This window comes from Sphingopyxis italica (assembly GCF_011926545.1).
In the GTDB taxonomy this organism is placed as follows: Bacteria; Pseudomonadota; Alphaproteobacteria; order Sphingomonadales; family Sphingomonadaceae; genus Sphingopyxis; species Sphingopyxis italica.
The window spans coordinates 101477-114222 of sequence record NZ_JAATIT010000002.1; the positions used below are offsets into that span (position 1 = coordinate 101477).

16 protein-coding genes are annotated in these 12746 nt (G+C 65.1%); 11 read left to right on the top strand and 5 right to left on the bottom strand.

The genetic code is table 11. The features are described from left to right. Nucleotides 1–43 precede the first annotated feature (43 nt). Nucleotides 44–634, bottom strand: coding sequence for a LysE family translocator (locus GGR90_RS08095; protein ID WP_167920949.1), 591 nt, complete (start codon nucleotides 632–634; stop codon nucleotides 44–46). Between the two features lie 65 nt (nucleotides 635–699). Between GGR90_RS08095 and GGR90_RS08100 the strand changes: the two genes are divergently transcribed. The 8 genes from GGR90_RS08100 to queE all read left to right on the top strand — a co-directional run bounded on the left by GGR90_RS08100 (nucleotide 700) and on the right by queE (nucleotide 7612). Next, entirely contained in the window at nucleotides 700–1161 is a 462-nt protein-coding gene (locus GGR90_RS08100; protein WP_245198537.1) for an Lrp/AsnC family transcriptional regulator, read from the top strand. A gap of 143 nt (nucleotides 1162–1304) precedes the next feature. Continuing rightward, nucleotides 1305–2291, top strand: a complete 987-nt coding sequence (locus GGR90_RS08105) for an LLM class flavin-dependent oxidoreductase (protein WP_167920950.1) — start codon at nucleotides 1305–1307, stop codon at nucleotides 2289–2291. 103 nt (nucleotides 2292–2394) lie between these two features. Then, on the top strand, nucleotides 2395–3582 hold the full coding sequence (locus GGR90_RS08110; RefSeq protein ID WP_167920951.1) for an aspartate aminotransferase family protein: 1188 nt from the start codon (nucleotides 2395–2397) through the stop codon (nucleotides 3580–3582). Between the two features lie 123 nt (nucleotides 3583–3705). Next, entirely contained in the window at nucleotides 3706–4629 is a 924-nt protein-coding gene (argF, locus tag GGR90_RS08115) for an ornithine carbamoyltransferase (protein ID WP_167920952.1), read from the top strand. A 10-nt stretch (nucleotides 4630–4639) separates the two neighbouring features. Further along, nucleotides 4640–5563, top strand: coding sequence for an Hsp33 family molecular chaperone HslO (gene hslO, locus GGR90_RS08120; RefSeq protein ID WP_342449915.1), 924 nt, complete (start codon nucleotides 4640–4642; stop codon nucleotides 5561–5563). 125 nt (nucleotides 5564–5688) lie between these two features. Then, nucleotides 5689–6096 carry a hypothetical protein gene (locus GGR90_RS08125; protein ID WP_167920954.1) on the top strand — a complete coding sequence of 136 codons (408 nt, stop codon included), beginning with the start codon at nucleotides 5689–5691 and terminating at the stop codon, nucleotides 6094–6096. A 180-nt stretch (nucleotides 6097–6276) separates the two neighbouring features. Next, nucleotides 6277–6975 carry a 7-cyano-7-deazaguanine synthase QueC gene (gene queC / locus GGR90_RS08130; protein ID WP_167920955.1) on the top strand — a complete coding sequence of 233 codons (699 nt, stop codon included), beginning with the start codon at nucleotides 6277–6279 and terminating at the stop codon, nucleotides 6973–6975. Between the two features lie 4 nt (nucleotides 6976–6979). Beyond that, a complete protein-coding gene (gene queE, locus GGR90_RS08135) occupies nucleotides 6980–7612 on the top strand; it encodes a 7-carboxy-7-deazaguanine synthase (RefSeq protein ID WP_167920956.1) in 633 nt (210 codons plus the stop codon). A 148-nt stretch (nucleotides 7613–7760) separates the two neighbouring features. On the opposite strand, the gene GGR90_RS08140 is transcribed toward queE, so the two are convergent. After that, nucleotides 7761–8099 (bottom strand): hypothetical protein, encoded by a 339-nt coding sequence (locus GGR90_RS08140; protein ID WP_167920957.1) that lies wholly within the window; start codon nucleotides 8097–8099, stop codon nucleotides 7761–7763. Nucleotides 8100–8110: 11 nt separating this feature from the next. Continuing rightward, nucleotides 8111–8764, bottom strand: coding sequence for a lipoyl(octanoyl) transferase LipB (lipB, locus tag GGR90_RS08145; RefSeq protein WP_167920958.1), 654 nt, complete (start codon nucleotides 8762–8764; stop codon nucleotides 8111–8113). 133 nt (nucleotides 8765–8897) lie between these two features. On the opposite strand from lipB, the gene GGR90_RS08150 reads away from it, so the two are divergent. Both GGR90_RS08150 and GGR90_RS08155 read left to right on the top strand, forming a co-directional pair. Then, nucleotides 8898–9641, top strand: a complete 744-nt coding sequence (locus GGR90_RS08150) for a hypothetical protein (protein WP_167920959.1) — start codon at nucleotides 8898–8900, stop codon at nucleotides 9639–9641. 61 nt (nucleotides 9642–9702) lie between these two features. Continuing rightward, nucleotides 9703–10584: a hypothetical protein gene (locus GGR90_RS08155; protein ID WP_167920960.1), complete on the top strand. Its 882-nt coding sequence runs from the start codon at nucleotides 9703–9705 to the stop codon at nucleotides 10582–10584. Nucleotides 10585–10639: 55 nt separating this feature from the next. Here GGR90_RS08155 and hemF read toward each other — a convergent pair whose 3' ends face one another. Both hemF and GGR90_RS08165 read right to left on the bottom strand, forming a co-directional pair. Continuing rightward, entirely contained in the window at nucleotides 10640–11500 is an 861-nt protein-coding gene (gene hemF, locus GGR90_RS08160; protein WP_167920961.1) for an oxygen-dependent coproporphyrinogen oxidase, read from the bottom strand. Beyond that, the gene (locus GGR90_RS08165) at nucleotides 11497–11955 is read right to left on the bottom strand and encodes a tRNA (cytidine(34)-2'-O)-methyltransferase (protein WP_167920962.1); all 459 of its coding nucleotides are present in this window, start codon (nucleotides 11953–11955) and stop codon (nucleotides 11497–11499) included. The genes hemF and GGR90_RS08165 overlap by 4 nt, the downstream gene beginning before the upstream one ends. 222 nt (nucleotides 11956–12177) lie before the next feature. Here GGR90_RS08165 and petA point away from each other — a divergent pair, with 222 nt between their 5' ends. Beyond that, nucleotides 12178–12735, top strand: coding sequence for a ubiquinol-cytochrome c reductase iron-sulfur subunit (gene petA, locus GGR90_RS08170; protein WP_167920963.1), 558 nt, complete (start codon nucleotides 12178–12180; stop codon nucleotides 12733–12735). The last annotated feature ends 11 nt before the right edge of the window (nucleotides 12736–12746 follow it).

The following is a 12746-nucleotide window of genomic DNA, read 5'->3' on the forward strand; positions in this document are numbered from 1 at the left end:
GAAGGGGAGCGCCGTCTTTAGGTTGCAAGCGGCAACCTTGCAATCAGATGAGGAGCGCGAGCGACCCCACGAGCAGCGCCGCCATCGTCCAGTTGAACGCCTTCAGCCGCGCCGGGCTCGACAGCCAGCCGCGCAGCGACACGCCCATCACCGCCCACAGGCTGGTCGAGGGCAGGTTGATGATCCCGAAGATCACCGCGACGAGCAGCACCGCGGCGAAATTGCGGTCGGGCGCGTAGAGCGCGATCGCGGTGAGCGCCATCGACCAGGCCTTGGGGTTCACCCACTGGAACATCACCGCCTGGAAAAAGCTCATCGGCTTGCCGCGCGCGCTACCCGCGGTATCGGGCGCCGCGGCATTGGCGATCTTCCAGGCCAGCCACAGCAGATAGGCGACGCTCACCACCTTGAGTATGATATTGAGCACCGGAAACAGGTCGAACAACCCCATCAGCCCGACGCCGACGAGCACGATCATCAGTGTGAAGCCGATGCCCACACCCAAGGCGTGCGGCACGGTGTGGCGCAGCCCGAAATTGGCGCCCGACGCCATCAGCATCATATTGTTCGGTCCCGGCGTGATCGACGAGACGAGCGCGAAGGCGGAGAGCGCGGCGAGGGTGGTTTGTTCCATGGCGCGCAATATAATGCGTTTCGATGCGCGACGGATTGCAAAGATGGGCCGCGTTCGGCTAGATTATGCAATCCATGATCAAGATCGATGCCATCGGCCGCAGGATATTGCGCGAATTGTCGCGCGACGGGCGAATCTCGAACCTCGAACTCGCCGACCGTGTGGGGCTGTCACCCTCGGCGTGCCTGCGCCGCGTGCAGGAACTCGAACGCAGCGGGGTGATCAAGGGGTATCGCGCGGTGATCGACCCCGCGAAGCTCGGGCTGACCTTCCTCGCCTATGTCACCGTCGGCCTGTCGTCGCACACCAAGAAGTCGCAAGCCGGTTTCGAAGCCGCGATGGCCGAGGCGCCCGAAGTACGCGAGTGCCACAATATCACCGGCACAATCGAATATCTGTTGCGCGTCGAGACCGAGGATCTGGCATCTTACAAGCATTTTCACACCGAAGTGCTCGGCGTGCTGCCGCAGGTCCATTCGATCACCACCTATGTGCTGATGGATTCGCCCAAGGACGAGCGGGCGTAGGTCCAAAATTTATCGTCATTGCGAGGAGCCGAAGGCGACGTGGCAATCAAGAGCCCGCGTAAACCGCCCTGGATTGCTTCGCTTCGCTCGCAATGACGAGGTGAGAGGTTGAACCCGACGCACCGCCACCGCATATCCGTTGCATGACGAAACTCTCTTTCCTCGACCTCGTGCCCGTCACCGATACCGGCACGATCTCGCAATCCCTCGCCAACGCCGCCGATCTCGCCCGCCATGCCGAGGCGCTCGGCTATGGACGCTATTGGGTCGCCGAGCATCACGGCATGACAGGGATCGCGAGCGCCGCGACCTCGGTGGTGCTCGCGCACATCGGGCACGCCACCGATAGCATTCGCATCGGGTCGGCCGGCATCATGCTCCCCAACCATGCGCCGATGGTGATCGCCGAGCAGTTCGGGACGCTCGAGGCGCTTTTTCCCGGGCGTATCGATCTGGGCCTGGGACGCGCGCCGGGGTCGGATCAGCGCGTCGCCCGCGCCTTGCGCCGCACGCTCGCCAGCGACGAGCGCCAGTTTCCGCAGGATGTGCTGGAATTGCAGGCGTTTCTGGCGGGTGACGTGCAACTCGGCATCACCGCGGTGCCGGGTGCCGGCACGTATATCCCGCTGTGGATATTGGGCTCGAGCACCTTCGGCGCGCAGCTCGCGGCGATGCTCGGGCTGCCTTACGCGTTCGCCAGCCATTTCGCGCCCGACGCGCTTGACGAGGCGCTCGACATCTATCGCCGCCAGTTCAAGCCGTCGGCACAGCTTGCCGAGCCCTATGCCGCCGCGGCGTTCAACGTCTTCGCGGCGGACACGCGCGAAGAGGCCGAACTGCTGGCATCGTCGCAGCAGCAGGCCTTCGTCGCGCTCCGCACCGGCAATCCGGGCAAGATGCAGCCGCCGCTTGCCGGCTATAAGGACAGCCTGCCGCCCAATGCGCGGGCGATCCTCGATCATGTTCTGCAATGTTCGGCGGTCGGCACCGCCGACGACATCGCGGCGGGCCTCAAGGCCTTTCAGGCGCGCACCGGCGTTGATGAGATCATCGTCGCATCGTCGATGTACGATCATACCGCGCGCAAGCATTCGCTCGCGCTCGCCATGCAGGCTGCGAAGTCGCTCTAACCCCTGTGTTGACGCGGCTCCGGCCACGGCAGTATAGGAGCGGCCCGACCAAGGGCGGCCCATCCGGGGTCGCCTTTTTACTTTTGACCGAAAGGTGCCTGCCATGACGATCACGCCGCTGATGCCCGTATACCCCCGGTGTGCTGTGCGTCCGGTGCGCGGCGAGGGCGCGTATCTGATCGGCGAGCGAGGCGAGCGTTATCTCGACTTCGCGAGCGGCATCGCGGTCAACCTGCTCGGGCACGGCCACCCGCATTTGACAAAGGCGATCCAGGAGCAGGCGGCGACGCTGATGCACGTGTCGAACCTCTACGGCAGTCCGCAGGGCGAAGCCTATGCCGCGCGGCTCGTCGAGAACACCTTCGCCGACACGGTCTTTCTGACCAACTCGGGCGCCGAGGCGGTCGAATGCGCGATCAAGACCGCGCGCGCCTATCATTCGAGCGCGGGCAATCCCGAAAAGCACAATCTGATCACCTTCAACAACGCTTTCCACGGCCGCACGCTCGGCACGATTTCGGCGACCAACCAGGAGAAGCTGCGCAAGGGTTTCGACCCGCTGCTGCCGGGCTTCGCCTATGCGCCGTTCGACGACATCAACGCCGCGCTCGATCTGGTCGACGATAATACGGCCGGCTTCCTCGTCGAGCCGATCCAGGGCGAGGGCGGCATCCGCCCCGCGTCGCAGCCCTTCCTTCAGGCGCTGCGCGACATCTGCGACAAGCGCGACCTGATGCTGATATTCGACGAGGTTCAGTGCGGCGTCGCGCGTACCGGCCATCTTTATGCCTATGAGCATTTCGGCGTCACCCCCGACATCATGGCGAGCGCGAAGGGCATCGGCGGCGGCTTCCCGATGGGCGCCTGCCTCGCGACCGAAAAGGCCGCGCGCGGCATGGTGATCGGCACCCACGGGTCGACCTATGGCGGTAACCCGCTTGCCTGCGCGGCGGGACAGGCGGTGCTCGACGTCGTGCTGGAGGAAGGCTTCCTCGAGCAGGTCAAAGCGACCGGCGAACGGCTGCGCGGCGCGCTCGAACAGCTGATCCCGAACCACGATCATCTGTTCGACAGCGTGCGCGGCGTCGGGCTGATGCTCGGGCTCAAGCTCAATTCGGACAGCCGCGCCTTCGTCGCGCATCTGCGCGACAATCACGGGCTGCTCACCGTCGCGGCGGGCGAAAATGTCGTCCGCGTGCTGCCGCCGCTCAACATCGACGACAGCCACATCGCCGAATTCATCGAGAAATTGTCGGCGGGCGCGGCGAGCTACACGCCGCCCGAATCCTGAGGCGGCCGCGAGGGGGCGATAAATAGGGACAGTCCCTATTTAATTTGCGAACTGTCCGCTTGTCGATTGGGCGCTGCGGACAATTAAATAGGGACTGTCCCTATTTATCGAGACGAGGTGGATATGCGGCATTTCCTGAATCTGTCCGACGCGGGCGGGGATGCGGTGGCCGCGATGCTGTCCGACGCGATCGATCGCAAGGCGGCGCGGCAGGGTTGGCCGAAGGCGAAGCCCGACGCCGACAAGCCGCTCGCCGACCATGTGCTCGCGATGGTGTTCGAAAAGAATTCGACGCGCACCCGCGCCTCGTTCGACATCGCGATCCGCCAGCTAGGCGGGACGCCGATGATCCTCGACGCCGGCACGACCCAGCTCGGCCGCGGCGAGACGATCGCCGACACCGCGCGCGTGCTGTCGCGCTATGCTGACGCGATCATGATCCGCACCGACGACCATGCCAAGGCCGAGCAACTCGCCGAATATGCCAGCGTCCCGGTGATCAACGGCCTGACCGATCTGTCGCACCCGTGCCAGATCGTCGCCGACCTGCTCACGATCGTCGAAAGCGGCAAGGCGTTGCCCGGGCTCGAACTCGCGTGGCTCGGCGACGGCAACAATGTCCTCGCTTCGCTGATCGAGGCGGCGGGGCTGTTCGGCTTTCATGTCCGCGCGGGGGTGCCGCAGGGCTATGAGCCCGATACGGGCTTCGTCGAGGCCGCGCGCGCCAAGGGCGTTCGCGTCGACATCATGCGCGACGCGCGCGAGGCGGTGGCGGGTGCCGACCTCGTCGTCACCGACACCTGGGTGTCGATGGGGCAGGACCATGCCCACAACAAAATCGCGGCGATGGCGCCTTATCAGGTCGACGAGCATTTGATGGCGCGCGCCAAGGGCGATGCGATCTTCCTCCATTGCCTGCCCGCGCACCGCGGCGACGAGGTCGTCGATGCGGTGATCGACGGCGCGCAGTCGCGCGTCTGGGACGAAGCCGAAAACCGCGTCCATGCGCAGAAATCGATCCTGCTCTGGGCGCTCGGAAAATTGTGAGCCTAAAGACGTGAGCGAGACCATCGAAACCTGGTTCGACCAGCCGTTGCTGTTCACCATTGCCGAGCGCCATGTGCGCGGGCGGCTGGTGCGGCTCGGGCCGGCGCTCCAGACGATCATCGGCGCGCATAATTATCCGCCCGTCGCCGAAAAGCTGCTGGCCGAGGCGCTGGTGCTCACCGTGCTGCTCGGCTCGACGCTCAAGGACGAGAACGGCCAGATGACGCTGCAGGCGCAGACCGGCGGCGGCCCGATCGAGCTGCTCGTCTGCGATTATCGCGGCGGCGAACTGCGCGGCTATCTCAAGTTCGATGCCGAGCGGCTGGCCGAGGTCGGGGCCGACCCGACGCTGTTCGCGCTGTTCGGCGAAGGCTTCCTCGCGATCACCTTCGACCAGGCGACCACCGGCGAACGCTATCAGGGCATCGTCCCGCTCGAAGGCACCTCGATCGGCGAGGCGGCCGAACATTATTTCGAACAATCCGAGCAGATTTCGAGCCTGATCAAGCTCTCGGCGCGCCACGATCCCGAGGCGGGCTGCCTCGCCGGCGGACTGCTGCTCCAGCATCTTCCCGAAGGCGAGGTCGGGCGCGACCGGTTGCACGTTCGCCACGACAATCCCGAATGGGACCATGCCAAGGCGATCGCGACGACGCTCAAGGACGAGGAACTCACCGATCCCGCGACCTCGCTCGAAACGCTGGCGTGGCGGCTGTTCCACGAGGATGAAGTGCGCGTCGAGCCCGGCGTGACGGTGTCGCGCGGGTGCCGGTGCAGCACCGGATATTTCGCCGGGGTGCTCGCGCAATTCCCCGAGGCCGAGCGCGCCGACATGGCAGATGAAAATGGCAGGATCGTAGTAGACTGCGCCTTTTGCTCGCGCTTCTTCCCGATCCCGCTCGACGAGATCGCGACGCACGATCGCATCGAATAGGCCGAATCCGGCGACGAGATGGGTGAATTCAGCGCCAAGTGGTTGAAAAGGGGCCGCTGCATGATTAGCTATGGGCAACGGGGTCGCATCCAGCCCGCGTGCGGGCGGTCAATGGACAGGTGAAAATGGCGATCTTCTCTCCCTTCATACGATATTCTTTGCTGGCGCTCGGCCTTGCGGGCGCCGCCACCGCGGTGCCGGCACAGGCGCCGTCGCTGGCGATGCTCGACCGGCTCGAAAAGGGCAGTTGGCAGCTGCGCGAACGCGGCAAGGACACGGTCGTCCAGACGATCTGCATCGGCGACGCGCGGCGGATGATCCAGGTCTATCACCCGGGCGCGACCTGTTCGCGCTATGTGATCGAGGATACGCCGAATTCGGTGACCGTCCATTATACCTGCCCGGGCGCGGGGCACGGCCGCACGACCATCCGCAGCGAAACGAACCGGCTGGTCCAGATCGACACGCAGGGCATCGCCGAGGGCAGGCCCTTCTCGCAGGCGATCGAGGCGCGGCGCACGGGCGGCTGCTGATCCACGCGCTAACGCGATGTTAACCATTGGGAGCTAGACGGGGGACAAGACATGCTTCGTATGTCTTCTCCCTAACGGCTGTCATGCCGAACTGGGCCGTGCGGCGACCGCCTCGCGGCCCGTTTCTTTTGGTGCGCCGCAGCACTTGCGCCCCCAGCGGAGCGGGCCTATCTGGCGCCGATGCAGCAAGTTTCCGGAAAAACCGTGATCGTCCTTCTGTCGGGCGGGCTCGACTCGATGGTGTGCGCGGGCCTCGCGCGCGAAGCGGGCGCGCGCATCGTCGCGCTGACGATCGATTATAATCAGCGCCATCGCGTCGAGCTGGAATCGGCGTCGCGCATCGCGGACTATGTCGGCGCCGCCGAACATATCGTGTTGCCGCTCGACCTGCGCCGTTTCGGCGGTTCGGCGCTCACCGCCGACATCGACGTGCCCAAGGACGGCGTTCCCGAAGTGGAGGGGGGCGCCGATGTGCCGATCACCTATGTCCCCGCGCGCAATCTCATTTTCCTGTCGCTGACGCTCGGGCTCGCCGAGGCACGGGCGGCGCAGGACATCGTCATCGGGGTCAATGCGCTCGACTATTCGGGCTATCCCGACTGCCGCCCCGAATTCATCCAGGGCTTCGAAAAGCTCGCGGCGCTCGCTACGCGCGATGGCGACCAGGGCGTCGAGTTCCGCATCCACGCGCCGCTCCAGCATATGACCAAGGCCGATATCGCCGCCGAAGCGGCGCGGCTCGGCATGGACGCGGGGATGAGCTGGTCGTGCTACGACCCGACGCCCGAAGGGCTGCACTGCGGGTCGTGCGACAGCTGCCGCCTCCGGTCGAAGGGCTTCGCCGACGCGGGACTCGCCGACCCGACGCGCTACGCCTGACGCGATGGTCTACGCGGTCAAAGAGATTTTCCTCACCCTGCAGGGCGAGGGCGCGCAGACGGGCCGCCGCGCGGTGTTCTGCCGCTTTGCCGGCTGCAATTTGTGGACGGGGCGCGAAAAGGATCGCGCCAAGGCGGTCTGCCAATTCTGCGATACCGATTTCGTCGGCACCGACGGGACCTTGGGCGGCAAGTATAAATCGGCCGCGGCGCTCGCCGACGTCATCGCCCAAAGCTGGGGCGAGGGAAGCGACGACCGCTATGTCGTGCTCACCGGCGGCGAGCCGATGCTGCAGGTCGACGACGCGCTGGTGGGGGCGCTGCACGACCGCGGCTTCACCATCGCGATCGAAAGCAACGGCACGCTTCCGATCCCGCGCAGCATCGACTGGATCTGCGTCAGCCCGAAGGCGGGGAGCGAACTGGTGCAGACGAGCGGCGACGAATTGAAGCTCGTCTGGCCGCAGCCCGGCAGCGACGTCGCGCGGCTCGCGGCGCTCGACTTCAAACATCTGCTCGTCCAGCCGCTCGACGATCCGAACGCGAGTGCCAATGTGCAGGCGTGCATCGATCTGGTGATGGACGATCCGCGCTGGCGCCTGTCGCTCCAGACGCACAAGCATCTGGGGCTGCGTTAGGGCTGCTCATCCTTGATTGAAGTCCCCGTGTCCCCGCGAAGGCGGGGACCCATCTCCTGCCGGTTCAAACTCGCGCGGACCGGAGATGGGCTCCCGCCTTCGCGGGAGCGCACAGCCTTTTCAATCAAAGTCGATCAAGCATCAGGCGTTATTCGGCCTTTTTTGCCGCACTATCGTCGGCAATCGCCTTTTTCGCGACCGGCATGTCGACCGCTTCGGGGTCGTCATCGGCGTCGCTTTCGCTCGCGACTTCATCGCTCGCCTCTTCGGCCTTCGGCGCGTCCTTCTTCGTTTCGTCCTCGGGCACGCTGTTGTCGACCGCGGTGCCGTCGCTCGCCGCATTGTCGAGGATGATCATCGAATCGCTCACCGATCCGGGCTGGACCTCGACCGCGTCGAGCGTGGTGGTCGATTTGCCCTTGCTGTCCCCGCCGCCGCAGGCAGCGAGAGCGAGGAGGGGGAGCGAGGCGAGAATGATGCGGGTCATGGCAGGGGTTCCTAGTCCGTCGGCCGAAGCTTGTCGAGAAAGGCGGCAAGCGTCCGGGCTAGCGCCGCGTCGACCTCGGCGAAGCTCGCCGCCTTGCCGAGCGCGGCGAGGCTGGTTACCGGGAACTCCGCAATGCCGCATGGCACGATACCGCCGAAATGCGCCAGATCAGGCGCGACGTTGAGCGAAAAGCCGTGCATCGTCGCCCAGCGTTTCACGCGCACGCCGATCGCGCCGATCTTGGCCTCGCGGCCCTGCGCATCGTCGGTCCAGATGCCAATCCGCCCCTCCGCCCGCCGTGCCTCGACACCCAGAAGCGCGAGCGCGTCGATCACCCAGCCTTCGAGCGCCGCGACATAGGCGCGCACGTCGCGCCCGCGCCGCGTCAGGTCGAGCTGGACATAGCCGACGCGCTGGCCCGGCCCGTGATAGGTATAGCGCCCGCCGCGCCCCGCGTCGTAAACCGGGAATTGCGGGTTGAGCAGCTCGGCGGGATCGGCGCTCGTCCCTGCGGTATAAAGCGGCGGATGCTCGATCAGCCAGATGCGCTCGCCAGCTGCTCCGGCGTGGATCGCGGCGGCGCGCGCCTCCATGTCGGCGAGCGCCGTATCATAGTCGGTCAGGCCGGGGCTGATCGTCCAATCGGGCGGGGGAAGGCGGGGCATCGTGCCGGCTATCTGGCCCGCCGCGGCCTTCGGCGCAAGGCCCCCCGGCGCGCATGGGCGACGGGGCTGGACAGATGCGCCGAACATCGTCACCTTCGCCCGTAACGGGGAACCAGAAAATGACGGGGTATCAATGGTAAAATTCGACATGGGTGCGGCGTGGGACGATGCGATGACGTTGGTGCGGGCGCATCTGCCCCTGACCGGCGTTCTCGCAGGCCTCTTCTTTTTCCTGCCCGGAATAGCCGCCGCGCTTCTGGGGCCCGCACCGCTGGTGCCGCCCGACAACGCCACGCCCGACCAGATCAGCACATTATTGTGGGAGCAGATGCGGCAGCAACTGCCCTGGCTTGGCGCGGTGATGATCGCCTCGACGCTCGGATCGATCGCGATCCTGCGCTTGTGGCTCGCGCGATCGGGGACGAGCGTCGGCGAAGCGCTCGGCTTCGCATTCGTCATGATCCCGACCATGATCATTTTGTTTGTGGTTCAATCCGTCCTGTTCGGGATCGCTGCGCTGCTGCTGATCATTCCCGCGCTCTATTTGATCGGACGGTTCGCGGCGGTTTATCCGCTTCTGACCGACCGGAATCTGAAAAATCCGTTCGCCGCGTTGACGGGCAGTTGGCAATTGACCAGCGGTAACGGGTGGCGGATCGCCTTGTTCGTGATCCTGTTTATGATCGCGCTGCTCGTCATCACGATGATCGTCGGCGCCGTGACCGGCATTTTCGGTCCGCATGGTTCGTTCGGCTATGTGATCGGGAGCGTGATCAATTCGGCGGTATCGGCGGCTTTTGGCCTGCTCAACACCGCGGTTCTGGCGGCTATTTATCGCCAACTCGCCGTGCGCACCTCGGGCGAGGTGTTCCAGTAAGATAAAAACAATGTTGGGGTCGATTGCAATGGAGTGACATTCAGCAACAGGGGGAAGTGACATGATGAAAATGAGTATCGGGGCGGCTTTTTCCGAAACCTTCGCGTTTCTGAAGGCCAATTGGATGCAAATGCTGATGTGGGTGGGCGGCGCGCTCGTCGTCGTCGGGCTGCTCGGCTATTTGTTCCTCGGATCGACCTTTTCGGCGATGGCGATGGCGCCCAACGACCCGTCGCTGATCATGGGGGCTTTCGGCAAGATCATGCTGTTCGCGCTGATCGCCGCGGTCATTTTCTATGGCGTGTCGATGCTGATCTGGCGCGGCGGCATGTATCCCGGCGAAGCGCCCAATTTTGCCTGGGCGTTCCAGGCCGGGCCGGCGCTCGCCTTTGGCATGATGGTCATTATGATCGCCGCCTATATCGTCATCTTCATCGTCATGTTCATTATGACGCTGATCTTCGGCGCGGCCCTCGGCGGAATGGGCGGATTGTCCCCGGCGGCGTTCGAATCGGGCGGTGCCGGCGCGATCGGCGGCGGGGCGATCTTGCTGATGATCATCCTCTATGTCGCGATGATCGTCTTTCTGCTGTGGGTGCAGGGGCGCTTCATAGTCGCCGGACCGGTGATGGCCGAACGCCTGACGCGCAATCCGGTGACGGGTCTCGGCGAATCGTGGCGGCTCACCGGTCCTTCGCAATGGGTGATCGTCGGCTTCTACCTGCTCTTCACGATCGGCGTGTTCGTCTATGCGCTGGTCGCGGGGATGATCTTCGGCGGCATTCTCGGCGCGATCGCGGGTGGATCGGTCGTCGGCGCGATGCTGACGATGATCGTGATGGCGGCGCTCGTCTATCTGCCGATCATCATGATCTCCTTCTCGGTGCCCGTCGGCGTCTATCGCGCCATCGCACCGCGCGCGTCGGGCGACGTTTTCGCCTGATCCTGCGTCGCTACAGGAGAGAAGGGCGCTCCGGAAACGGGGCGCCCTTTTCGCGTCAGGCCCATTTGGCGAGCGGCGGCAGGCTCATCAGGATGGCGTCGATATTGCCGCCGGTCTTGAGCCCGAACAATGTCCCGCGATCGTAGACGAGGTTGAACTCGGCATAACGGCCGCGCCAGATCAGTTGTTCCTCGCGTTCGGCGTCGGTGAAGGGCAGACCCATGCGGCGGCGCACGATCTCAGGGAAGATGTCGAGGAACGCCTCGCCGACCGCCTGCGTCAGCTGGAAATTGCGGTCATATTCGGCGTCGTCGCCGCACTCGAGATGGTCGTAAAAGATTCCTCCGACACCGCGGTGGACGCCGCGGTGCGGGATATAGAAATAATCCTCGGCCCATTTGGCATAACGTTCATAGACCTCGGGGCCAAAGGGCGCGCAGGCGGCGCGCAGCCGCGCGTGAAAGGCGTCGGTGTCCTCCTGGTAAGGGATCGGCGGGTTGAGATCGGCGCCGCCGCCGAACCAACGCTTGGTCGTCGCGAGGAAACGCGTGTTCATATGCACCGCGGGAACATGCGGGTTCGCCATATGCGCGACGAGGCTGATTCCGGTGGCAAAGAAGTTCGGGTCCTCGCCCGCGCCGTGGATGGACGCGGCGAAGTCGGGCGCGAACTGGCCGGCTACGGTCGAGACATTGACGCCGACCTTTTCGAAGACCCGGCCGGTCATCACGCCGCGCACGCCGCCGCCGCCGTCGCCGGGCGCCAGCTCCTCGGCCTCGCGATCCCACGGCGTATAGGAAAAGCGCGCGTCGCTGCCCGCCTCGGCCTCAATCGCCTCGAACTCGGCGCAGATGCGGTCGCGAAGCGATTCGAACCAGGTGCGCGCCGTCTGTTGCTGCGGGTCGAGCGAGATCATGCGGGAAAGCCTTTCGTTTGCCTGAGCGCCTCGGCGAGCGCGATGCCAGCCGCGACCGCGACATTCAAGGATCGAAAGCCGGGCTGCATCGGAATCGCGACCCGCGCGGCGACGGCATCGTGAACATGGTGCGGCACGCCGGCGCTCTCCGACCCGAAAAGCAGGACGTCGCCCGCGCCGAACTCGAAATCGGGAAGCGGCGTCGCGCCCGCGGTCGTCAGCAGGACGACGCGCTGCCCGCCGATCACGGACCATTGCCGGAACGCGTCCCATCCCGGGTGCCGCCGGACGTTGGCGCGCACGGCATAATCCATGCCAGCCCGCTTGAGCGCGGCGTCGCCGAACGGAAAACCGCAGGGTTCGATGATATGCGCCGGCGCGCCGAAACAGGCGGCGGTGCGCAGGATCGTGCCGACATTGCCGGCGATGTCGGGCTGAAACAGGGCGATTTCCATGGTGCCGCCATAACGGCGAAGGCGCCGCGAATCGAGAGGCTTGGCTGCATGGGGGCGAGCCGGCGACGGAAGGGGAAATTGCCTGTTGGCAAGCCCGGACAGTGCGGCTATCAGGCCCGCAATTCCCGGAGGGGCCGCCGGGTTGTGCGCTTTCGTGCGCGTGCAACAGGGGCGGCCATTACTTCGAGAACTTTGTTAGTTCACCCATGCAAGGGCAGTCGAATGGCCAGTGAATCTGAACTCAACGCCGGTATCGAGGATGGCGTACGCCGCCGGGATTTCATCAATATTGCGGCAGTGAGTTTCGCTGGTGTCGGTTCGGTCGCGGTGGTGCTGCCGCTGCTCAACCAGATGAACCCGTCGGCCGACGTGCTCGCGCTGTCGACGACCGAAATCGACATTTCGGCGATCCAGCCGGGACAGGCGATCAAGACCAGCTGGCGCAAGCAGCCCGTGTTCGTGCGCAATCTCGTTGCCAAGGAAATCGCCGAGGCCAAGGCCGTTCCGCTCGGCGACCTGCGCGACCCCGAAACGATCGACCAGCGCACCAAGCCCGGCAAGGAAAACTGGCTGATCACGCTGGGCGTCTGCACCCACCTCGGCTGCGTGCCGCTCGGTGCCGCGGAAGGCGAGAACAAGGGCGATTTCGGCGGTTATTTCTGCCCGTGCCACGGTTCGCACTATGACACCGCGGCGCGCATCCGTAAGGGCCCGGCACCCAAGAATCTGGTCGTGCCGCCCTATGATTTCACCAGCGACACCGTCGTGACGATCGGCTGAGGAGCGAGATA